23 protein-coding genes are annotated in these 23,380 nt (G+C 47.3%); 9 read left to right on the top strand and 14 right to left on the bottom strand.

From position 1 onward, the window contains the following. Positions 1–159 precede the first annotated feature (159 nt). Complete coding sequence (locus A3751_RS16445; RefSeq protein ID WP_068457991.1) at positions 160–1,020, top strand: hypothetical protein; 861 nt, start codon at positions 160–162, stop codon at positions 1,018–1,020. Positions 1,021–1,202: 182 nt separating this feature from the next. Here the strand turns inward: A3751_RS16445 and A3751_RS16440 are convergent, their stop codons facing one another. Next, positions 1,203–1,838 (bottom strand): hypothetical protein, encoded by a 636-nt coding sequence (locus A3751_RS16440; RefSeq protein ID WP_068457989.1) that lies wholly within the window; start codon positions 1,836–1,838, stop codon positions 1,203–1,205. 47 nt (positions 1,839–1,885) lie between these two features. Then, entirely contained in the window at positions 1,886–2,569 is a 684-nt protein-coding gene (locus A3751_RS16435; RefSeq protein ID WP_156492551.1) for a hypothetical protein, read from the bottom strand. A 176-nt stretch (positions 2,570–2,745) separates the two neighbouring features. Here A3751_RS16435 and ppk2 point away from each other — a divergent pair, with 176 nt between their 5' ends. Continuing rightward, positions 2,746–3,708 (top strand): polyphosphate kinase 2, encoded by a 963-nt coding sequence (gene ppk2, locus A3751_RS16430; RefSeq protein WP_068457984.1) that lies wholly within the window; start codon positions 2,746–2,748, stop codon positions 3,706–3,708. 64 nt (positions 3,709–3,772) lie between these two features. On the opposite strand, the gene A3751_RS16425 is transcribed toward ppk2, so the two are convergent. From A3751_RS16425 to A3751_RS16415, 3 genes are all read right to left on the bottom strand, one after another. Next, positions 3,773–5,458, bottom strand: a complete 1,686-nt coding sequence (locus tag A3751_RS16425) for a GGDEF domain-containing protein (RefSeq protein ID WP_068457982.1) — start codon at positions 5,456–5,458, stop codon at positions 3,773–3,775. A 214-nt stretch (positions 5,459–5,672) separates the two neighbouring features. Beyond that, complete coding sequence (locus A3751_RS16420) at positions 5,673–6,581, bottom strand: DUF1295 domain-containing protein (RefSeq protein WP_068457980.1); 909 nt, start codon at positions 6,579–6,581, stop codon at positions 5,673–5,675. 181 nt (positions 6,582–6,762) lie between these two features. Continuing rightward, positions 6,763–7,659: a 3'(2'),5'-bisphosphate nucleotidase CysQ gene (locus tag A3751_RS16415; protein WP_068457978.1), complete on the bottom strand. Its 897-nt coding sequence runs from the start codon at positions 7,657–7,659 to the stop codon at positions 6,763–6,765. A gap of 238 nt (positions 7,660–7,897) precedes the next feature. Here A3751_RS16415 and A3751_RS16410 point away from each other — a divergent pair, with 238 nt between their 5' ends. Further along, positions 7,898–8,521 carry a MarC family protein gene (locus tag A3751_RS16410; protein WP_068457975.1) on the top strand — a complete coding sequence of 208 codons (624 nt, stop codon included), beginning with the start codon at positions 7,898–7,900 and terminating at the stop codon, positions 8,519–8,521. A gap of 124 nt (positions 8,522–8,645) precedes the next feature. Here the strand turns inward: A3751_RS16410 and A3751_RS16405 are convergent, their stop codons facing one another. After that, the gene (locus A3751_RS16405) at positions 8,646–9,653 is read right to left on the bottom strand and encodes an aldehyde reductase (protein ID WP_068457974.1); all 1,008 of its coding nucleotides are present in this window, start codon (positions 9,651–9,653) and stop codon (positions 8,646–8,648) included. A gap of 152 nt (positions 9,654–9,805) precedes the next feature. On the opposite strand from A3751_RS16405, the gene A3751_RS16400 reads away from it, so the two are divergent. Further along, complete coding sequence (locus A3751_RS16400; protein WP_231871671.1) at positions 9,806–11,212, top strand: serine hydrolase; 1,407 nt, start codon at positions 9,806–9,808, stop codon at positions 11,210–11,212. A 154-nt stretch (positions 11,213–11,366) separates the two neighbouring features. On the opposite strand, the gene A3751_RS16395 is transcribed toward A3751_RS16400, so the two are convergent. Both A3751_RS16395 and A3751_RS22995 read right to left on the bottom strand, forming a co-directional pair. Then, positions 11,367–11,639 (bottom strand): antibiotic biosynthesis monooxygenase, encoded by a 273-nt coding sequence (locus tag A3751_RS16395; protein ID WP_068457995.1) that lies wholly within the window; start codon positions 11,637–11,639, stop codon positions 11,367–11,369. 123 nt (positions 11,640–11,762) lie between these two features. Then, on the bottom strand, positions 11,763–12,095 hold the full coding sequence (locus A3751_RS22995; RefSeq protein ID WP_255374857.1) for a hypothetical protein: 333 nt from the start codon (positions 12,093–12,095) through the stop codon (positions 11,763–11,765). A gap of 334 nt (positions 12,096–12,429) precedes the next feature. Here A3751_RS22995 and cynS point away from each other — a divergent pair, with 334 nt between their 5' ends. Together cynS and A3751_RS16380 are read left to right on the top strand one after the other, a co-directional pair. Continuing rightward, a complete protein-coding gene (gene cynS, locus A3751_RS16385; RefSeq protein WP_068457970.1) occupies positions 12,430–12,870 on the top strand; it encodes a cyanase in 441 nt (146 codons plus the stop codon). 433 nt (positions 12,871–13,303) lie between these two features. Continuing rightward, positions 13,304–13,912, top strand: a complete 609-nt coding sequence (locus tag A3751_RS16380) for a PEP-CTERM sorting domain-containing protein (protein WP_068457969.1) — start codon at positions 13,304–13,306, stop codon at positions 13,910–13,912. Positions 13,913–14,022: 110 nt separating this feature from the next. On the opposite strand, the gene A3751_RS16375 is transcribed toward A3751_RS16380, so the two are convergent. After that, entirely contained in the window at positions 14,023–15,405 is a 1,383-nt protein-coding gene (locus A3751_RS16375) for a DUF1329 domain-containing protein (RefSeq protein WP_068457993.1), read from the bottom strand. Positions 15,406–15,707: 302 nt separating this feature from the next. Between A3751_RS16375 and A3751_RS16370 the strand changes: the two genes are divergently transcribed. Further along, entirely contained in the window at positions 15,708–16,064 is a 357-nt protein-coding gene (locus A3751_RS16370; RefSeq protein WP_068457966.1) for a hypothetical protein, read from the top strand. Positions 16,065–16,085: 21 nt separating this feature from the next. On the opposite strand, the gene A3751_RS16365 is transcribed toward A3751_RS16370, so the two are convergent. The 3 genes from A3751_RS16365 to A3751_RS16355 form a co-directional block, all read right to left on the bottom strand. Then, the gene (locus A3751_RS16365) at positions 16,086–17,813 is read right to left on the bottom strand and encodes a bifunctional protein-serine/threonine kinase/phosphatase (RefSeq protein ID WP_068457964.1); all 1,728 of its coding nucleotides are present in this window, start codon (positions 17,811–17,813) and stop codon (positions 16,086–16,088) included. 81 nt (positions 17,814–17,894) lie between these two features. After that, a complete protein-coding gene (locus tag A3751_RS16360) occupies positions 17,895–18,734 on the bottom strand; it encodes a formate/nitrite transporter family protein (protein ID WP_068457962.1) in 840 nt (279 codons plus the stop codon). 173 nt (positions 18,735–18,907) lie between these two features. Further along, positions 18,908–20,161 carry an NADH:flavin oxidoreductase/NADH oxidase family protein gene (locus A3751_RS16355; RefSeq protein WP_068457960.1) on the bottom strand — a complete coding sequence of 418 codons (1,254 nt, stop codon included), beginning with the start codon at positions 20,159–20,161 and terminating at the stop codon, positions 18,908–18,910. 207 nt (positions 20,162–20,368) lie between these two features. On the opposite strand from A3751_RS16355, the gene A3751_RS16350 reads away from it, so the two are divergent. Together A3751_RS16350 and A3751_RS16345 are read left to right on the top strand one after the other, a co-directional pair. Then, positions 20,369–20,992 (top strand): flavin reductase family protein, encoded by a 624-nt coding sequence (locus tag A3751_RS16350; protein ID WP_068457958.1) that lies wholly within the window; start codon positions 20,369–20,371, stop codon positions 20,990–20,992. Positions 20,993–21,125: 133 nt separating this feature from the next. After that, positions 21,126–21,617 (top strand): GNAT family N-acetyltransferase, encoded by a 492-nt coding sequence (locus A3751_RS16345; protein ID WP_068457956.1) that lies wholly within the window; start codon positions 21,126–21,128, stop codon positions 21,615–21,617. A 129-nt stretch (positions 21,618–21,746) separates the two neighbouring features. Here the strand turns inward: A3751_RS16345 and proX are convergent, their stop codons facing one another. Together proX and A3751_RS16335 are read right to left on the bottom strand one after the other, a co-directional pair. Next, positions 21,747–22,736, bottom strand: coding sequence for a glycine betaine/L-proline ABC transporter substrate-binding protein ProX (gene proX / locus A3751_RS16340; protein WP_156492550.1), 990 nt, complete (start codon positions 22,734–22,736; stop codon positions 21,747–21,749). Between the two features lie 21 nt (positions 22,737–22,757). Then, positions 22,758–23,380, bottom strand: a 623-nt coding sequence (locus A3751_RS16335; RefSeq protein WP_156492549.1) for an ABC transporter permease subunit, incomplete at its 5' end; no start/stop codon positions are given.

Below are 23,380 nucleotides of genomic sequence, written 5' to 3'. Positions count from 1 at the left end.
GCTAGCTCTGCTTAGTTAGATTTAGTTAGTTAGCTTTGCTTAGTTAGCTTTGGTTAGTTAGCTTCGGATTAAAATTCAACTGTAACTTTCTAGCAGCCACGGCTTTTTAATCATACTATTGCGTCATCTAATCGTCCCAATTCAACAAGAGCCTTTCGAATGAAACTGAATGTTAAAGCCAGCCTACTGAAACCCACCATCGCCATAGCGCTTGCCCTTTGCAGTCTGTCGGTAGCGGCGGTTGAGCGAGATGGTGTCAAACTGAGTGTTGGCGCGTTCTTTTCTGATATCGATAGCAGCATTGGTTCTGCCCTGATCGGCGGCAACACCGACCTGCAAGGACAGGCAAGCTTTGAAGCCGATTTACGTCTTCAGGACAGCAGCACCCAGCCCGTTTTTGATCTTGAGTGGAATTTCAAAAAAGCCCACATGCTATCGCTGAATTATTTTTCACTGGACCGCGATGGTTCTGTGATCAATTCAAAAGAATTTTCGATGGGTGAAAATGTGTTCAAAACAGGAACACAACTAGATACCCAGTTAGACTTAGACCTCTGGCAACTACGCTATGGGTATGCGCTTCATCAAACAGACGTTTCGGAATGGACGGTCACGGGCGGTTTGCACTTAATCTCATTTGATATCGGATTTCGAGGCACTGTTGCGAGCGATATTGGCGGAGGTTTGACACAAGATATTCAAGCAAGCACAGGATTTAATAACACCATTCCGCTACCGAACATCGGAACCTATTACACGCACAAGTTAGCGGAACAGTTAAACGCGCGTATAGACGCCCAGTATTTCGATATTAACATCGACACACTAGACGCACGAATGATCGCGTTTGATGCGGGCATTGAGTACTTTCATACGCCCCAACTATCAATATACACAGGCCTAAGTTATTACGATGTAAAGGCACTTTATACTCAGGATATTTCTGCAAATAGAGACATCGATTGGGATGTGAAGCTGCAATATTGGGGCCCTCAAATTTCTATGGGTTACACGTTTTAAAGAACGACGCGGCCAAGTCCAATAGAAATCCCAAATACCTTAGAGTAGAAGAAGCAACGCGCGCCATACGAGCGCGCGTTACTATCAGGAAAGCGGCGAAAAAACGCTCACCGCAAAGACCGCGTTATGAAACATGTCACGACACATTTCACTACGCAGGTCGCTTCACATTTCACTTCACACTACATTTTCTCAACAGCAATCGCCATTGCCGTAGTGTGCTTAATAACTACTTCTCGACCAACATGCGACTCAAGCAGTTCTACGTCTGGACGCACAGCCTGAACAACAGTCGTTCCATCAGAGAACGTAAGGGTTGCGGTATGGCTTTCTAAATCCACAGCGCTTACCGTTGCGACAACTTCAACTACCTCAACGGCCATTGCGCCAGGCACTTCGCCTTCAGCCGCTACAGCCTCGGCAACAGCCACACTGTCTTCAGAATGCTCATCAACGTCGTTAACATAAACAACCTGCTCTTCGACATATTCAATGACGACCTTGTCGCCCTTGCTAACCTGATCAAAGTTTACAACCTCAGGCCCAACCGTAATAGTTCTGCGATTACCCTTGTCGTCTTCTAAGCTAACGGATCTTTTTTCGTAATCAATTTCAGCAACCATCGCTTCCATTTTGGCAACGCGAGTAGCTACACCGCCAGGCACACCATCCAAGGTAACAACCGTTTCATTGACCTTGCTATCCAATGGCGCCGTCGTGTCTTCCTTCGCTTGACCGCACCCTGCGATCAACGTCAAAGCCAATGCACTAGCACCAAGTGATGGAAGTGATGGAAGTGATTTAAGACTCTTTCTCATTGTTTTTCTCCAACTGATTATTTTCAACGTTGTTTTAAGGTCACGCACTAATAACGATGCGTCACCGAAAACAGGTACATCTCTCCATCAATATCAAACTTACCTACCGATTTGGAGAGATCTAAGTCTGCGTCAATATGGCGCACATTGAGGCCGATCCAAGTATCTTTCGTCACACCCAGATCAACGCCGACGCGCGCATACCAACCAATACCAAAATCATTATCGCTATTGCTTCCCTCTTCCGGGTCAACAGGGATGTCATCTTCGCTCTGTTCCAAGTCTTCGCTTTCTGCTCGAGCATAAACAAAAAGTGGTCCGGCACCGGCATAAAACCTCAAACGATCAGCAGGCTTAAACGAACCGTAGGCTCCCAGAAACGTCTCAAACAAGAAAAAGGAATTGTCGACACGTACTCTTAGCTTGCCACCATCAGGCCCACTTGTTGCCAAATAGCTAACCTCATCGTTTTTCCAAGAGACAAAACCACCCGCCTCCATTCCATAGCCAAATAGATCATTCTTGGTCGGCATTTGAACCGCACCGCCTAAGTACGGAATACTGTCGACCGTCCCCTCAAGCTCGCGGCCGTCACGATCGATCACAACGTTACCCTCACCAAACTGTAGCTCACCCACCAGTAGTTGAATATAACCTGGCAAGGGAGGGGCTGCATGAGCCAAGCCACTAAATAGTAAAATAATAAGCGTGAGATAACGCTGTAGGTTCATAAACTGGCCCAGCCTGTAAAAACGAAACATTCTAAAAGAAAGCTTGCGCGAACAACTTAAAACACCCATGAGCAAAGTATTCTTGATCTTGCTCAAGCCTAGCGCAGCTTTCACCCTAGAGCATTCTAATCTTCCTTATACTAAATGGTATTAATTATTGGTTAGCGGAGAACACAATGACTGAAGCAACAAATACGCTGTCTAAAGGTAATAACGAACAACAAGCGAATGATGGCGCAAGCATGATTCACCCCGACCATCAGGGTAACGAGCTACTGCACGATTTAGCAAAGCTACGAAAAAACCCTGAAGCCATTCAGGACCTGTTTCAATCAGGGACCTTCCCTTACAAGACCAAGATGAGCAAACGCGATTACGAACGTAAGAAAAAAGCGCTTCAAGTCGAGCTACTCAAAGTACAAAAATGGGTCAAAGATACCGGCCAGAAAATTGTCATTCTCTTTGAGGGACGAGATGCCGCCGGTAAGGGAGGAACGATAAAACGCTTCATGGAGCATCTAAACCCACGTGGCGCGCATGTTGTAGCGCTTGAAAAACCCACAGAACACGAGCTTGGTCAGTGGTATTTTCAACGCTACATTAAACATTTGCCAAGCGCTGGAGAAATGGTCCTATTTGATCGCTCTTGGTATAACCGAGCGGGCGTTGAACGTGTTATGGAGTTCTGCACGCCAGAATCTTATTTGGAGTTTATGCGTCAAACCCCAGAAGTAGAGCGTATGCTCGTGCGCAGCGGAATAAAGCTATATAAATACTGGTTTTCAGTCACCCAAGACGAACAACACCACCGCTTTAGCCAACGCGAAAACGACCCGTTGAAACAATGGAAACTGTCACCAATTGACCGTGCATCCTTGGCTAAATGGGATGAATACACCGAAGCGAAAGAAGCGATGTTCTTCTACACAGATACCGCCGATGCACCTTGGACCATTGTCAAATCAACAGATAAAAAGCGGGCTCGCTTAAACTGCATGCTGCACTTTTTATCCACCTTAGACTACCCGGATAAAGACCAGTCGCTTGTTCATGGTCCCGACCCACTAATCGTAGGCAAGAGCTCTCATGCAATTGGAAACTCAAATCATATTTTGGGCCAATCGATTTCCGAATGGTAAGCATCCAAGTAAGCGAACTGTCAGCCGTGGACTGTTCGATGACTGAAATTTAGCTAAAGAACCTTTAGCGATCACTTGCAGCAAACTGGACACGGTTTCTACCTTGCTGCTTCGCTTCGTATAGGGCCTTATCAGCACATTGAAATAGCGCATCAAAGTGACTGTCAGTGGCCGTGAGCACCACACCAATGCTCACTGTCACTTTTAAGCCATCAACACCAAACTCCGACTCTTCGACCTTGCTTCTAATCTTTTCCGCCACAATGTGCGCGTCATCATCTTGCTCTATCCGAGCCAGGAGCAGAAACTCCTCTCCCCCCCATCGAGCGAACACATCACCGCTGCGTAATAAGCCCGACACCTTTTTTGCAAGCATCATCAGAACTTCATCGCCAACCTTATGGCCATGCCGGTCGTTCACTCTTTTAAAACTATCCAAATCAATCAGCATCAGAGCATATTTCGCTTTAGAGCCCTGAACCCGCTTCATCGCCTCATTCACCAACGGCATTGCTGCACGACGGTTATAGATTCCCGTCAGTGCGTCATGCATTGCGAGTTGATTTAAATGCTCATTACTTCGGCTTAACGATTTTTGGGCCTGTTCCAGCTGCAAATTTAGATAAGATAACTTCGCATTGCGCTTTGCGAAATACACAGCAAGAAAAATAACCACAATAAGCAGCAGCGCGATACCACCGAGTGTGGTCACAGTCGCGTAGAGATTCTTTTCTACAAAACCCTCCGGGCGATTAATGATTCTTGCACTATTCGGTATGCTGGAAAATGCGATCCCATGTTGCTTTAGAGCATTCCAATCAAACATTTCCGAGGTCGCGCGATAATGCCTTCTGAACCGGCCATTGAGTGCATAACCAGAAGAGGCTTCAAGCACATTCTTGGCTAGCGCATCGCCATCAATCACATAGCCACCAACCGCACCGTTGCCAACCAAGGTGCTGTAATACACATATATTGGCGCTTTCGACACCGCTGCGATGTGGCCTAGAAAGTCTCTGGGACTAAACTTTTGGCCCGTGTTATCCTCAAACACAAGGGTGTAAAAGATCACTCCCGAAGCCGGAAACGCTTTAAGTTCCTCGAGCAGGCTCTCCAAACTAAAATCAGACGCAACGCTGGTATTCACCTTTTCTATAGAACCAAGCGTTTGTTCCATCGCTTCGGCAGACAGCTTCGCCTCAGGATTATTACCTCTTACGATAAGTACCTTATTCGCATCTGGATTTTGCTCTAGTGCGTAATCTACTCCACTCTGCACGACATACGGAATGTCAGGCACAATGGCTAAATGTGTATCGTCTTCTTCATACGAATGACTGGCGAAATAAATCGTCGCCGCTTCAGGCGCAAATTCATGTTGATAACGATCGACAAAATCTGCGGCCTCGTCCGATTCGCCAACCACAATATCAATATCCATTTTCGAATAACGTGCACGCAGAAACTCAGCAAATTCGGAGTCTAGCGTCTTAGATCCAGAGCGGTAAGCATCCAGATACTCTCTAAACACGTCAAACTCTGCACCACGCGACTCAAGAAAATCATCGAGCCCTCGGGTAAAGGCTTTGTTCCAGGGAATGTGTTCGTTGTAGGAATGAATAATGAGAATGTTAAGCGGAGAAGCGCGATGCTCTGCACTTAGAGAAAAGACAATCAATAACGCAAGAAATACAGCCAGAAAAATTCGTAACCGGCTAGAAAGCAATCCTAACGGAATAATAAAACGCATGAAAGATTCCCCTGCATGTATAGAAAATAACGCGCGACAAATACACTCGTACACGCAAATCTTTCTACCCACACAATTTGTAAGGCTTTTACATCATACTATCTTATGGCTCATTTTCCAGCATCAAAAGCGCAGATTAGAACGTGCGAAAACATGCAGAGATGAGGTTTTTCAGCTCCAGAGGCAAACCCTCGAACAGCCAATCCCTAGAAAGCTAGTCCCTCGGAAACCAGGGAAAAAACATATTTGTTTTACGTTGATACTCTTTGTAGCCCTCACGCTTCTGAACGGAGTAATACTCGGCAGGCTTGGCACCCGTTAGGTACACCAAGGTCACGTAAAGCATGACTGAGGCGAATAAAGCACCAATGCCGAGCACACTCCATACAAAAACAAATTCGACATCGGCGAGCGACAACCAGGATGGTACCGTCGCCACAACAAGCCCAGTCCAAACCAGCCACTCCGAAAAATAATTGGGGTGACGGCTATATTTCCACAAACCGATGTTGCAAACACCCTTTGGGTTCTTGGAGATAAACCACATTTTCTGCCCATCGGCGATCGATTCGGTTAGATACGCCAAGGCCCACAAGGTTAAACCGGCTACTTCCCAAATGCTGATACCCTGCAGAGAACTCGTGGCTATCAAAAAACCGGGTAATGCCAGTACCGTCATATTGGCAAACCCTTGCGCCACTGCCTCACCCAACATATGCGCATCCACGTGTTTTGAACCTTCGGCTTCAAGCATAGTGCGCCGGTATTTATAACGTGGAAATTCATACTTGAAAATAACACCCGTCGCCTTCGCCATAGTAATCGCGCCAATGCCCATTCTTAATCCAATGAACAAATACACAGCCCCAACAATGGTGTTGCGAATAGGCTCGGCTTCGCCCATTAAAAGAATGTGCGCGCCGATAATAGCCACACCAAAAGGCCAGGCGATATCCACATAAGACATTCTCTTTGTGCGCCAGAAGGGGATGCAAACAACGAAAAAGAACAATACTGCTTGCGCGATAGCGTTACTGAAAAGCATATCGAGAAGTGTTGATTGCGTGGTATTTAAGATCACACACAATACCGCGATAAAGAATACGTTGAGCACAATGGCCATGAGGGTCACCCTATTATTATTTTGATTAAGCACTTCTTGATTGTTACGAGAACTAGGCTGAGCAGCTCTTCGTTCTCAAATAACTGACTTTAGTTTACGGGGTCAATAAAACTTCAGAAGTGGCCTATCTAAAACAGTGTTTTCCGAACGAGCTCCCTAGCAAGCTTCAACCTAGCAAGCTTCAACCCAGCATAATACCCGCCGCTTGCATCGAAGCGCTAAAGTCATTGGTTGAAAACATCACGCCGCAATGATTCATATAGGTATCACCCTTAGGATTGAAATGAAACGACTTGCCAGAATAATCCATCGCATATGCACCTACTTCGGCAAAAATGCATGCCGTCGCTGCGAAGTCCCATACACTCCCGCCGCCGCTTTGGTCTTTCGGAGGTTTAAAGTAACAGGCAGGGGGTTCACGCAGCACCGCAATTGCACTCATCACACCGCCGGCGTCGCTCAAATACCTGGCGCCCGAATAACCCTGATCAACAGCCCATTGCTCCACACGCGCCCATATGTCAACGAAACGAGTGCTCTCAATAAAGCTGCAATCCAATTGCACAATAAATTCTACCGCCTCTTCCACTGCCACTTTGTTTTCATCGAGCGGTCTCCAGCGCTGGCCGTTATGCTTCGCACCTTGCCCTTTCACAGCAGAATACAGGTCATCTTTAAGTGGGTCATAAACCACACCAATAACCGGCTCACCTTGTTTCGTAATGAGAGAAATGGCCACCGAGTATCCATGCACGGAACGTGTAAAAGCGAGCGTTCCGTCCAAAGGATCAACGCACCAAAAATAGTCTTTTTTTAAGCGCGAACCGTCATCTTCAGTTTCTTCAGTGAGCAGAGCCAGATCGAAGCGATCAACCGTGTCCATTAAGCGTTCGCGAATCAACGCATCACACTTGTGGTCTACTTCCGTCACAACCTGCGCCGCAAGACTGACAGCACCGGCCTTATGTTTGATTTCTGGCACTGCGCCCGCATAGCGCATAATAAGTGCGCCCGCCTCTTTGGCAACGCGCTCGGCCCGTTCCCGAAGAAGATTAAGATCTGATGGTTTTAAGTGCATAAAAACAGTGCTATCGAATAAAAGAAGAGAACAAATATACGCGCATTAAAACAACCGTAAACCCTTCATTCTCTGCTAACCCGCAATCTCGACCGCATATCGACCAGATAAGGGCAAAGACACTTTGAACTAGGGTACAGGCCTTTTCTATCGCGTGATTGCGGGCTTGCCTTTAAGTCGTCTCATCCATAAGCTCAATGCGTTTCTTCAAACACTCATCTAAAAGGATGCAACACCAATGAGCAGCATCGTCGAACATGGACTCAGCGTATTTATGGCATTTTTTGCCATTATGAATCCGATAGCTAACACCACGGTTTTCGCCTCGTTGAGTGAGAATCTCAATTACGATGAACGCCGTAAGCTGGCGGCAAAAGGCATTCTGATTGCTTTCGTGACGATTGTCGCTTTTGCTTTGATCGGCCAATACCTGTTCCAGCTATTCGGCATTTCTCTGTCTGCATTCCGCATTGCAGGGGGCGTGCTAATTTTCATCATTGGCTATCACATGCTGAATGGTAAAGAATCGAAATTTCATTCTGCAGACACCGTCGAACATCCAGATCTCTCCGTCTCTCCGTTGGCGGTCCCGATCCTTGCTGGCCCCGGTACAATTGCTACCGCCATGAACTATTCGATGGGTTCCTGGCATGAAACGCTGATCACAATAGGCGCGTTCTTTATCCTGTGCCTTGTTACGCTGTGCTGCTTTTTGCTCAGCACGCGTATTTTGAAGCGCGTTGGCGAGGCGATTACCGGCATTATCACGAGACTGATGGGCTTGATTCTTTGCGTCGTCGGCACTCAAATGCTCGTAGACGGCATCATCGGCGCATTCCAGCTGAATAGTTTGATGCATTAACCGCATCGCTTTGGTCTTGAAACGGCATTGCAACTCTGCCCAATCAAGACCCTTGTTTGCCCAATGTATGGCAGCATGAAAAATCGTGCGAAGACGATCTCTGTCTGAAGTTTCCGTCCGCTACTTAATTACGCACCACACCTAGTTCAATCAAACTTTCAGCGCCACTTACTACTGCATCCTTAATCGAGTGAGGCCGCCAACCCAAGGACATAGCCGCACTATTGTCGGCCTTCTTGGTTTTACCGCCCTCGCCTTTCACCATTTCCATATCTTTCACGATGTAGGACAGAATGTTAGAGAGAAACACGGGCAACTCTCGAGTAGAGACTTTTGAATCCGGATACGCCTCTTTTAAAATTTGAGCGACCTCTTTAAACATCACCCAACCATTCGTCCCAATAAACCGCTTACCGACCGCGTCTGGGCTTTCATACGCTAAACGGTGCAATGAAGCGATGTCTCTTACATCTACAGCCTCAAAGCCAATTTGCGGAACCACGGGATACTTTCCTTTCAACATCTCGACAATTAATTGCAATGACGTGCCGTAGTCGCTCTCCAAGGCAGGCCCAAGTACTAAGCCTGGTAGCACGGTAGAAAGTTGAATGTCGGTACCGGCGACATAATCCCAAGCCGCCTTTTCTGCCAACGCCTTACTTTTGTAGTAAGCAACATCTGTCGCATCAACATTCGTCCAATCTTTCTCGGTAAAGGTGCGATGCTGATCACCATGCCCAAACATCACCGCCGCAATAGAAGAGGTGAGCACGACCCTTTTAATTCCTGCTGTATTCGCGGCTTTTAGTGCATTCAATGCGCCTTCTCTTGCAGGGCGAATCACCTCATCGGCATTTTTCGGTTGCTGCAAGGGAACAGGCGATGCGAGATGAAACAAGCCATCACACCCTGTTGCGGCGTCAACCCATCCTTCGTCACTGAGCAAATCAGCCTGCGCGAACTCAATGCTATCGGCCTTGTCCGTGTACTTAGCAAACATTGCCTTCAATGCAGGCGCTTTTTTCAGATTTCGAACCGTCCCACGCACCGCATAGCCATGCTCAAGCAAATCGAGAATGCAGTGGCCAGCAATAAAACCAGAAGCATCAGTAACCAGAATTTTTTGTGTCATAAAGATCCCCAAGAATCGCTTTGAACGTATATTTTTTATTCGTTCCATCATAGAGGGATTTGGCAGGCTTGTAAGTAGAAAGAAAAACCATCAAATTGATCATACTGGCTATCGGCCTTAAACAAGTTTTGAAACAACAAAAAGAGTTGACCATGCACACATCCATCAATCCTTTCTGCAGAGCGTTCGCGCTGGTCTTTCTGACGCTCTCTATGTCAGGTTGTCTCGCGAGTGATAAAACCTCAAAAAGCCAAGCCGAGACCGACCGAACGCCAGAAAAAACGGCTGTGGTGAAATCGAAAACCGACTTAAACGCTGCGACATCAGACCCAAACCAGCTAGGCTTGATGCAAGGGTTTCCGCCCCCGGACGACAAGCTGGTTATGCAGCCGCAATCGAATTACTTCAGCTTCCCCAATCTACGCTGGACGGTGTGCCATATTCGCGAGCTTTTGCCCACGAAACAAATTAGCCGCGGCCTTGCTGCCCCTCATCGCTTTGAGTACGCGCTGGATGACAGGATAGACTCACTTCGCTTCACCCCCCTTGGAAGCAATAAGAGCATGACATGGAAAGAGTCACTCAGCGCAAACTACACAGACGGCATCGTAGTACTTCATCAAGGCAAGATTGTCTATGAGCAGTATAGGGGCTGTTTGGACGAAGATGGCAAACACGCAGCTATGTCGATGACCAAATCGTTCACGGGTTTAATCGCAGAAATGCTCATTGCGGAAGGCCTACTTGATGATCGCGTTGCAGTAGCAAGCATCGTCCCCGAACTAAAAGACAGCGCATTCGGAGATGCAACCGTTCGCCAAGTGATGGATATGACGACCGCCCTCCAATACAGCGAAGATTACGCCGACCCGAAAGCCGATATTTGGCTCTATTCCGCCGCCGCCAGCCCAATGCCTAAACCCGCGAATTACAAGGGCCCTAACGGCTATTACGAATATCTTCAAACGGTTCAAAAGGCCGGTAAACACGGAGACGCATTTGCTTACAAAACGATCAATACGGATGCATTAGGCTGGATCGTCTCCCGTGCGACAAACACCGATCTTGCCAAGCTCATCTCCGAAAAACTATGGAAAAAGCTGGGGGCCGAGCAAGACGCTTACATGACGGTGGACGCCAAGGGCACGCCTTTTGCCGGCGGCGGCATCAGCGCTGGCTTGCGTGATTTAGCGCGACTTGGGCAAGCACTCCTTAATGACGGTGAGTTCAACGGCCAAGGTATTTTCCCTGCGTCGGTTGCACAAAGTATTCGAAACGGCGCAGATAAAAACGTCTTCGCCAAAGCCGGCTACAACACCATGCAAGGAGGAAGCTATCGCAGTATGTGGTGGCATTTTCACAATGAGTTCGACGCGTATGCAGCGCGTGGCGTACATGGTCAAACAATCTATATCGCGCCAAAAGCAGACATGGTGATCGTTCGATTTAGTTCTTTCCCAACAGCGAAGAACGCAAAGATCGACCCCACCTCTCTGCCGGCCTACGAGGCTTTGGCGTCCTACCTATCAGCAAAACAAATCGAGATTTATAAAAAATAAGCCACAAAAATGCCGGCAAATAGAATGTCGTTCAACGATATTTCTTGCTTAAGCCAAGGGGCCGCCAACGCAGACGAGAAAACTCAGAACCACTCGGCCCGCGTCTTTTAGATGACCGACGTACATCGCGTTATGCCCAGTCTGCATCACACGATCAAATAAGCTTGGTCACCTGAACGCGATAAGATGCATACCATTTTCCCTTCCCGAGAGCCTGGGCTTTTCTGTGCTCCGGATTCTGATGCCACGCTCGAATATGTGCCATTGAAGGCCAATACGATATAGCGATTTCGCGGCTCCCTTCAGTACATACCGTAAACTCAGTACAACCATATTGATTCATGGCAAGATCACGCATACGTTGTGCCATCGTCGAATACTCATCATCCAACTCTTTCACCGTCGCTTTGAATATTACCGCGTACATAGGCATGTGCTCCTTGTTGACCTTAAAGTCGGCACTAGCGAAAACCATCATCGCCAACCAAAGAGGGGCCTGTGTTCGAAGACTTTGACATCAGCAAAAGCAAGAAGTCGTCAATCGAATGTTTTAGAGCCCTACTTCTTTGGGTGGATATTTCTTGAGCGTCGCACCGTGCGCCTTAAGTTTTCCAAGCACAGTAGCCATCCATGGATCTCGACGGTGACCTACGGTCATTTCTTCTTTCGGGTCGAGATAGAGATTGAAAAACCAAGGTGCAAGGCCAACATCACGCACTGTGGCGAGATCTATATGCATATGCGGCGCTTCAGCCATGACTACTTTTACATGTGCTTTGTATTCTTTCATTCTAACGGCCATAAGCTCTTTACCCCACCAAAAGTAAACCGCTTCTCGCTTTGACTCTCCGCTATCCGAAAGTAAAAACGAAGTTTGGTCAATGAAATCGTAATATTTTCCAGTTGGCAGTTTATCGTTGGGAATCTCCGCGAGATTAAGCGCGAGCTTAGACTTTTATACGACAACGCTCCGAGGCAAGTAAACGTTAAATGCATTTATTGGTGCGGCTAAGACATTTTTGGGGAGTACTTTGCACTGGTTTGAACCGCACCTAGTTCGCTAAATATGCCCTAACATAACGCCAATACACTCCTAAGCCACTCATTTTTATATGTTTTATTCTCTAAAAAATGTCATGGCATAGCCATTGCTGAAGTACCTCTCAGTACATACCTAACAATCGAGATCTACCAACCATAAGACGGAGTAGTACCGTATGAAAAAAGAAGAAGTCGTAGAAGCCGTTGTACTCGCAAAAAAAGAAAAAGAGCTGAGCTGGGAATCCATTGCAAAAGAACTAGGGCTTGGAACGGTCTGGGTAACATCAGCATGCCTCGGCATGAACAGCATGCCAGAGGACCCCGCTGATAAGCTCTGCGCCCTACTTGATTTACCAACCGGAGCAAAAGCCGCGTTGATGGAATACCCGACCAAAACGTGGGAAAAAAGCGTTCCACAAGACCCTCTCATTTACCGCTTATATGAAATTGTCGGCGTATACGGAGATACGCTAAAAGAAGTCATTCAAGAAAAGTTCGGTGACGGCATCATGAGCGCAATCGACTTTAGTATGGACGTTGAAAAACAGGAAGATCCAAAAGGCGATCGCGTTGTCGTTAGGATGAACGGGAAGTTTCTACCCTACAAGACGTGGTAAGCGTCGCTACCCGTTAGCACATTCTTTAACTGGGGCTTGGCCCCAGTTACTCAATCCATGAGAAGAAGATGACTCATGTTGAGGCAAGTGAACGGGACACCGGATAACCATTCCACCGCAGCCCCCCACACTACTCCTGTCTAACTCCCGTTAAAAGCGGCTACTGTGGTTTCCGTCAGAAAGCTTTACACTTTCTCAAAAAGTCCCAAACTCCAATATCGTTAAGTATCTCTTTTTATACAGCATCCGTTTACGCGGCCCATGTATTGCTTATTTTTTGACCAGTTATTTGCTAGTTGTTACTAACTTTCGACATGCCGTGTAAAAAGAGGGTTTGTAATATCTAAGGATGTGCAAATAGTTAGACTGAACTAACGACAGCTCTATCAGTCGCTTTAAAGACAAAAATCTGAGCAGAACAAGGAGAGAAAACATGTTGTCCCCAGCACAAAAAATATGCATTGCACTCGTATTTAGCTTTACATCCCTTGGAGCAAACGCAAGTCTCATTACGACATCGGACTGGTTTGTAAATGGCATTGATGATGGATCGGCGGACTTTCGCGTGACCGAAGAATTTACCAGTGCAGCGGAACTTGGCGGTACAAACAACCGCTACGTTTATAGTATCGAGAACCTAACCAACAACCTATCCGCTAGTCTGTTTCGAATGTCAAATCCGGATAACGATCCCCGCACAAGCCTTTCTGGTCCGAACAGTTGGAGCGAAAGGGTCGGTGCCCAGAATTTCATTTGGGAAACGTCTACTCCAGCAGATTTCATCAACCCAGGCGCAACGTTAGGCGGAATGACACTTTTTACGACAAGTACACTGCCCGCATTAACTGGCTCTAGAGACGGTTGGATAATGACAAGCGACTCTTCCGGCAGCCGCGTGAACGTCTATGGATCATTTCTGCGTGATGGTAGCTCAACCGTACCAAATGATGACGATTCGACTTCGGTTCCGGAGCCTGGCTCACTCGCTCTTCTTGCGATGGGTTTAATCGGTTTATGGACTCGTCGGCGCATAGAGCGTTAAGCACAAATTATGATACAAAACGACACAGGCCTTGTTGCCTGTGTCGTCTCTCTTACTTGACCAACGCCTCTTTTCTCTCGCTTAAACTAGCAGCATAAAGAGACAGGTATTTATCGCGCCCTGCGTCGCAGAGACTGTGGTTTGAAATGGCGAGCATTCGGTGCTTCATCATCGAACAAAACAGACTGCCGTTCTTCCGAAGAAAGGCCATTCACGCTGTAACGTTTAGCCTGTAAATCATGATATACATTAATCGCAGCCCAAACGCCCGGCAACTCATAAAAGTTTTTCGTCAGTGCTGTTCCTACGCGCCAAAGTTCGCCCTCATCATTATATTTATCAACCAGCGCAATCCCCCAACTATCTTCGTCGATGTAAAACACACGTTCTTCGTAAATATGACGGAATTTGTCCTTGAGCTTCGCCTTCACGACATGCACGCGGTGCAACTCCCAACGAACATAATCAGGGTTAAGATGACCCGGCATAACGAGGTCTTTATATTTCACATCCTGTTGATCGATTCGATAGTTGTTGTAAGGAATGAAGTATTCCTCCAAGCCGATATATTCCCACTCATACCGATCCGTGGCACCGTTAAACATATCAGTATCGTCGGCCGTGCGCGTGTTATCTGACGATGCGATCGGAGAGTCATAAGCAAGATTAGGGGCACGCCTTACTCTGCGCTGTCCTTTGTTGTAATCCCATACCTGGCGCTCTTCTTTGACTTGGTTCAGCGTCTCATGGACGAGCAACGCACCACCGGCAAGTCGTGCTGGGGCCTTATTAAACGACAGGAAGTAAAAAAGAATATTCTCTAACTCATCGAAACTGCCATCGGGGCGATGGAAGTTAAACAAAATCTCGTACTGCTTAGTGATAGGCTCAAATGCACCCGTTCGATGCACCGACACCTCGGCTGCGTTTTTAACCACATATATACCGCGCCAGCGTGTCATGTGATTCCAAATTGCTTGAAGCGCTTTTTCAGAACTATTCCCGTGCAGAATTGGAAACGGGATGCCACCGTACGCATTTTTGAAGCCAAGCCCGCCGTCCGTTAATGACGCAGTCACCGCGTTTTTCTTCGTATTCTCGAGGACCCAGTCCGGCATAGAATGGGATCGATGAGAAGGATAAACATCCATTCGAAAGGTATCAGGATAGGTATTAAACATAGCGCTCTGGCCGGGCGTAAGCTTGCCGGCATACGTTTCAAGATTGCTCGTTTCTATCGAGAATTTGACCTCGTCGGACGCAAAGGGATCAACATGGGGAAAACCATTCCCCTGAAAACCCTCAGGTGCCTTGGTAATGCCACCCGTCCATTCAGGGATCGTTTGATACTTGTTTGATGCTTTGATCGAACCAAAGGGTGTAAGCGACTTTCCTAGTTTGTTGGCCTCAGCTTGCGATACGCCAGCGATAGCATTCTGATACCCCAGAAAAAAACATAAACAACCCAACAGTGCTAGACACTTCTTACTCATAACATTACCTTTATTAGCAGAGTTCAGGGATGCCATCGAGCGACCTGTCCCGATCACTCTCTGACAATAACTCTCTTCGTTACCGCTGCGATTTATCGCGCATACGCACTTGCACGATGACAATTATAGAAAGGAAACGTCATTTTTCCTGAAAGTCGCCATGTTTCTTTTATCCCACACTCAGTCAATGGCGTATCAGACAGCTAAAAGCGACTTTGCCTGTCGACTTTTCGGCAGCATCAACTACGCTTGTTCCCACTTGATTAATGATAATCACAGCACCAACATAGATGGAGAAAGACATGTCACGAGTTCTACTAAGCGCCTTATGCGCCACGTCATTATTGGCATTGAGCGCAAGTCCGGCTTTAGCAGATCCACATAAAAAACGAGGTTGGGTCGACATCAGCGATGACCAAGAGCTATTTGATAAAAACTGCGATTACAAGGTATGGTTGACCGAAGAAGGTGAGTGGCGCGAGACTTGGTATCTTGAAGCATTTGATGCAGAAAACGCGTTTTATACCATCAACCGTGAGAGTAGTTCGTGGAGTAACGAAGACGACTTCTACGCGCTGAACTACAAGAAAAAAACCAAATTTCTAACGCGCGATAGCTCCATTGATGTGGTGCCGTTTAAGCTCTGCATTCACAATTAAGTCACGCACATCGCGCCAAGGCTAATTCAAACTCTGATAGATGACGACACAAAATAGAATAAGGCTGAGACCCTGCCAGAACTTGAGCGGGTCTCGCTCTATCAACGGGGGTTTTGTTTTAGCCAAGTAATCGACGCTCGGCTTGCCTAGTTCATAAACAAACTCAGCGACCTCCTGGTAGCGTTTGTTAGGATCAATATGAGCAGCTTTGCCAATCGCATAATCGACCCAGTCGGGTACTCTATTTTCATCCAAGTTTAGCGATTTGTAGCGCAACTTAAATTGATCACGTTTACTGCGCGTTTTAGACACTGCGATGCCATAGGGTAAATCGCCCGACAGCATTTTATAAGCAATCAACGCAAGTGAAAAAATATCGGAACGAGCACCTCCCTGCTCCCCAAGATAATATTCCGGCGCGGTGAACTGGGCTGTTCCAAGAATCCGCATATCGCGATTATTGGTCTCGGCAATGCCTGCAACATACGTCGAGCCAAAGTCGATTATCTTCACGACCCCCTGTGCATCTATCATGATGTTGTTAGGCCGTAAATCTTGATGAACCATTTCTTGCCGATGAAAGGCCTGAAGGCCTCTTGCCACCTGTCCAATGATATCCCGTACGACATCAATCGACGGCCTTGGGTTGTCTCGCATCCACTGAGTTAGGGTCTGCCCTTCGATATATTCCGTGACGCTGTAGAGGTACTTCTGTTCACGGTTAGCGCGATGCGCTTTCAGCACATGCGCATTATCAATACGTCGTGCGATCCAATCTTCCATCAAGAAACTTTCAAGCACGTCAGTATTGGTTCTTAGCTCAAGCGAGGGCGTCTTGATCACGACCCGTTGCTGAGTACTCAGGTCCTCGGCTAAAAACACATGACTGCGGCTACCGATATACAACTCACGGAGAATAGTATATCCATCAAACTCCATTCTTGGCGCAAGCATCGGCGCCGGAGGCAGATTACCCGCCTGTATCTGGAGCTCATTGACGTGCTTATCGGGAAGAGACTCTACTCGAACAATCTGGAGCGTCAGGTTGTCGTCGCTACCCGCAGACAGCGCTTGTTCCACTAGCTCTTTGGCCAACGCATCAAAACGCCCAGTATCAGCGGTATCGATAGCACTCACGGCTTTCGCCAAGACTTTCGGATTCAAAAACTCATAGACGCCATCTGTCGCGAGTATGAAGGTGTCACCCACATTGAGAGGTTGGCTTTGATAATCCACGTCAACGTGGTTATGAATGCCAATAGCGCGCGATAGATAACTCGATTGCGAGTCCAGTACATGACGATGATCTTCGGTTAGCTGTTCAAGGTTGTCTCCCTCAACACGATAGATTCTTGAATCCCCGCAATGAAAAAAATGCGCCGTGTTGGATTTCAGAATAAGCGCAGCAAGCGTGCATACATACCCCTTTTCTTTATCCCAGCGATACGGGCTGTTTTGTGTTTGAGCATGCAACCAGGAGTTGGCCGATTTGATCACGCGATACGCAGACGTTTTTACACTCCATGATTCCGGCGTGCAAAAGTAGTCAGATAAAAAACTGGTAACAACCGTCTCGGAGGCACACTGACTCACTTTACTGGTACTAATGCCATCAGCCAGCGCGACAGCAAGCCCCTTACTGGTGCGCTGCGGTTCATCAGGAACAACCGCACCATGAAAATCCTGATTTACAGGTTTTTGACCCTTCGTCGAATATTGGCCGATCGATACAGACAGTTGCTTACTCATATACGAAAATCCCCGCTCTTCACTTTTAAAAGACGAGCGGGGATTCCTTTTCTAATTGCTAAAAATCAGGTGATGTAAAACTTAAGAAGCCAAAGTGCTCTCGCCAATCTCAGCGCGCTTACGTTCAGGGTTCGTGCGAACATGCGTCCAGTAAATTGGAAGACCAACTAATAGAAAACCACCAACTAAGTTACCGAGTGCTGTTGGAATTTCATTCCAAACAAAGTAATCAACGACAGTGAACTCACCACCCATGATCATAGAGAATGGGAATAGGAACATATTCACAATTGAGTGCTCAAAACCCATAAAGAAGAACAGCATTACCGGCATCCACATCGCAGCCATTTTGCCTGTAGCGCTCGTTGAAATCATCGCTCCAACAACACCCATGCTCACCATCCAGTTACACAACATGCCACGGATAAAAATCGTAAACCAACCAGAAGCGCCATGCTCTTGATAACCAAGCGTTCGAGACTCACCAATCGTACTTACTTTCGCAGCAAGTGCTCCGCCGTCAGTGTTATAGCCATACGTAAGAATAAATGAGGCGAAGAATGCCGTCATCAAGGCACCCGCAAAGTTACCAACAAACACCAAGCCCCAGTTACGTAACATCTCTCCGGGTGTCACGCCTGTCCGCTTATCAAGTACCGCCAAGGGCACCAAGGTAAACACACCGGTGAGCAGATCGAACTTCATCAAGTACAACATCATGAAGCCAACTGGAAATAACAATGAGCCAACGAGCAAACTACCCGTCTTCACAATTACCGTAATCGCAAAAAACGCGGCCAGGCCAAGAATCGCCCCAGCCATAAATGCGCGCACTAATGTGTCTTTGGTTGACATGAATACTTTTTGCTCACCCGCATCCACCATCTTGGCTGCGAATTCGCTCGGTTCTAAATACGCCATACTTCTTGCCCTCATATATTTTTTAATAATTGCACGAGGGGAAGTGCTTAATTCTAGCCAGAAGAAAAAAAATGTTTCTATTACAAAGAGCTAGAGATAAAGCTGATTATTTTATGGCCATTATTTGGAAGACCCAAATTACCCCTACGCACCATAGAGGCTCTTCGGTATAACTATTGTGGTGCACGACGCTGTAATAAAGCATCCACCCGTTTGTTGTAGCGCTTGGTCATTCGAGAAAACCGTAGCCGATCACTGATCAGCGAATACATGGGTGATGGCGACGGCTTAGGAGATTTTCCCTTACCAAGGCGGCGCAACTGTCTGCGCACCATCGCCATGGTCGCAAGTGACGCAATGGCTTTATCGCTAAACTGCGGCTCTGGAATGCTGACCGTTGCATGCGGCTGGGTTTGCCAAAGCGAAGGTAAGTTGGGGTTCAAAGCCAACGCCGTTGCCATACCGACAATATCGACACCTGCTGCAAGCACACTTTCGGCGACTTCTTTGCGACGAATGCCACCGGTCGTCATCAAGGGCATTGTCGCGACCTTGCCAAGCTCACGTGCGAATTCCAGAAAATACGCTTCTCTGGCCAAGGTTCTCCCGTCTGCCGTCCGCCCTTGCATCGCAGGACTCTCATAACTCCCGCCAGAAAGCTCTACCAGATCTACAGCTTCGTTATTCAGCTGTTCAATAACATACCGCGCATCATCCTCGCTAAAGCCTCCTCGCTGAAAATCAGCCGAGTTCAGCTTTACAGAGACAGCAAACGTATCGCTCACCGCTGAGCGAACGGCTCTAACGACTTCGATCAACATGCGAGAGCGATTTTCAATCGTACCGCCCCACTCGTCTTCGCGCTTGTTACTGATGGGAGACAAAAACTGTGACAGCAAATAGCCATGCGCGGCGTGAATCTGTACGCCGGCAAAACCCGCCTCTTGAGCGCGTCGCGCAGTTGTCGCAAAGCGCGCTATGATCTCTTGAATGTCAGACGCTGTAAGCGCTTTTGGCTGCGCGAGCATGTTGGAACGCTTACCAATATCAACTGCGATATCCGATGGGCCAACGGCTTTGCCCTTTAGCGCAGCAAACACCTGTCGCCCCGGATGGTTAATTTGCATCCACAGCTTGGTGTCGTTCTGCTGACCACACTCCGCCCATTGTTTGAAACGATCAAGGGCGCTGACACTGTCAAGAACGACACCTCCGGGACCTGTCATGGCCAACCCATCGACCATCACATTCCCCGTAATCAGCAAACCAGCGCCTCCGCTCGCCCACTGTTTATAAAGCCCAAGCAAGAGATCGCTTGGCAAGCCATCCGCATCGGCCATATTTTCTTCCATCGCGGCTTTCGCAATCCGGTTTTTAACGGTTAGCCCACAGGGAAAAGTGAAATTTGAATAGAGCATTGCTTGCATCAAGAAACCTTATTTTTGAATTAGATTGATAGAGCAAAGAAACCACATTTGGACGATCGCACCATCAGAATAGCCTGCCACGCTCTGTCCATACAGAGCATAGCGACACACCGTGACAGTTGGTTATATCCGGCCACAATACCCGTCACCTCGCCTTTAATGGCATACTCGTAACCAGACATTGGACCATCTTACAGAGAAGCAAAGATGCAAATCGACTTATCGAGCAAAGAAAGCTCTGAGATTTACCATTTACTCACACAAACAATCGTCCCTAGACCTATCGCTTGGATACTCACTGAAAATAAAGCAGGTGCCGGAGAACCCTTTAATCTGGCGCCGTTTTCCTTCTTCAATGCGATGGCCAGCGCACCCCCAACGTTAGTGGTCTCTATCGGTAAGAAACCGACGGGGGAAGAGAAGGACACGCGAGTCAATCTTGCCGAAGGCGAACTCTGCGTTGTGCATATACCACAGGTTACGCACATGCAGGCGGTATCCGACTCATCAAAAACACTTGAGTACGGCGATTCGGAGTTAAAGCACTCCCAAATGGATCATTGCGATTTTGAAGGCTTCGCACTGCCAAGACTTGCCGATTGCCCCATTGCCTTTGGATGCAAAGTTGCCAAGGTCGTTGAGTGGGGGCCGGCACCTCAGGCTCTGATTCTGCTCCAAATCAGCCATGCTTTTATTGACGATGAGATCTGCACGCAAGATGACAAAGGACGAACGCGCGTTGATGCCAAAAAGCTCAATCCACTGGCACGCCTTGGCGCAAATGAATACGCCGAACTGGGTGATATTTTGACGCTAGCGCGACCTGACTAGACACATAAATCAGGCGTCACTGAGTTGTCCTTGATCGTCGCTGTTTTTCTTATTAAGTGCAGCATCACGTCATTTTCAACAATCGAACACCGCCGCACCCGTCTTCAACGGGTTGTTCCAAGAGGACGCGACCATGCATATTACAGAAGCGACTAAAAATGACTGGGAAGCGATTTGGCCGATATTTAGCGAGATCGTCTCGGCAGGAGAAACCTACGCGTATGACACCAGCACCACCAAAGAGCAAGCTAAGAAAATTTGGTTAGAAACGCCTCTTAAAACCTATGTTATTGAAGAAGACGGCAAGGTATTTGGTTCATACTATATCAAAACAAACCAAGCGGGCCCGGGTAGTCATGTGTGTAACTGCGGCTATATGGTTTCTTCTCTTGCTCGGGGAAAGGGACTCGCAACACTGATGTGTGAGCATTCACAAAAAATTGCTTTGGAACTGGGATACCAAGCCATGCAGTTTAACTTTGTCGCATCTAGTAACGCTGGCGCAGTAAGATTATGGAACAAATTGGGCTTCGAAACGGTAGGTCGTTTACCAAATGCCTTTCGTCATCCGGCCCTAGGATATGTAGATGCATTGATAATGTATAAATGGCTATGCACTAAGTAAGAGAACAAAAAAGTGGTAACTCATCATTGATGAACCAAGGTTATAGCTACACTAAAAAATAAAAAACAGACATAAAAAAGCCGGGGATCAACCCGGCTNTTGACAACAACGCTTTGAAATTAAGCGAGTTTACTTCGCAGCGTTTCGAGCCGCTTCCAACCATCCATCAAAGGTCGCTTGGTTTGCTTTAATCCAATTAAGCGCATGCTGACGAATCTGCTTTTGAGAGTCTTCTCCGTTTGCGATTAACATGTTCTCTGCACTCACATCGTTAACCGAAAGTGATGCCAACTCGAAAAGTTTAGCGGCAGCCGGATTTTCTTCTGCAAATTTTTTGTTCGCTACAATGCGCTCGCTATTGATATCAAACCCGTAGTTTTTACCGTTTGGAAGCTTGGTGTCAGAACCATTCGGGTTGGACGAAAACGGAACTTCCAACCAAACAACATCTTTGCCAGGAACAAGCTTTCCACTCACCCAGTAAGGGGTCCATGTATAATAGAAAACAGACTCGCCATCGTTGTAACGTGCAATGGTGTCTGAAATGATTGCAGCGTACTGGCCTTGTTTGTGCGTAATGGTATCGCGCAATTCAAATGCATCTAGTTGATGCTCAATCACACCTTCACAACCCCATCCAGCCTGACAGCCAGTCAAGTCAGCCTTACCATCACCATCTGTATCAAATAGCTTTGCGATTTCAGGGTCTTTAAAGTCACCAATATTGTCGATGCCGTATTTGTCCGCTGTTTTCTTATCAACCAAATAGCCTTGCGCCGCACCTTTGATGTAATGACCTTTGCGATAGAACTTATCGTCACCACCTGCATTGTCATACATACCATTGTGCAGTGGATACCAGTTAACCGCCATGAATGTTGCATCGCCACTCGCTATTGACGTGTAGCCCGCGCTGTAATCAACTTCTTTTGTTTCTTGAACATCGTAGCCCAACTGAACCAAAGCTTCGTTCAAAATAATCGTCTGAAAAGACTCTTCCGCGATCGCACCTTGAATAGGTACAACCTCAACACCTTTACCAGGCATGTCTGATGCCGTTGCCGACATCGTGGTGATGCCAATGCCTAACCCAATCGCTAAAGCTCGAATAGCTTTCATTTTATGCTCCTTGATGTGCATTTATTGTTGTTTACCAGAAATTTTGCGAAGCAAACCAATAGGGCCGGCTTCATACCAATGACGCGTTCCTCGATCCCGAGCCGACTGCCCTAAAGACTGGGTCAACCTGTCGAGAATAATCGCCAGAATCACAATGCCAACGCCACCCACGGTCGCTAAACCAATATCCAAACGACCGATACCACGCAGTACCATTAGCCCCAAACCGCCAACAGAAATCATTGACGCGATAACCACCATAGAAAGGCTAAGCATTAGAGTCTGGTTCACTCCAGCCATAATAGTTGGCATAGCAAGCGGTAACTGCACTTTAAACAGCATTTGCTTACTGCTAGCGCCAAAGGACTGCGCAGCTTCGATCAAGTCTTCTGGGACTTGACGAATACCTAGATTAGTTAAACGAATAACAGGCGGTACGGCGAAGATAATGGTTACCACCACTCCTGGCACGTTACCGATACCAAAAAGCATTACGATAGGAACCAGATAAACAAACGCCGGCGTCGTTTGCATCGCATCCAATATTGGCCGAATCACTTGCTGCGCTTTGTCGCTGCGCGCCATCCAAATCCCTGACGGAATCCCCACAACCATACAAAAAAATACGGAGGTAAGTACTAGAG

The organism is Oleiphilus sp. HI0080, assembly GCF_001635135.1.
Note: the sequence above shows the minus strand (reverse complement) of the source record. Positions and strands in the feature narration are given on the sequence as shown.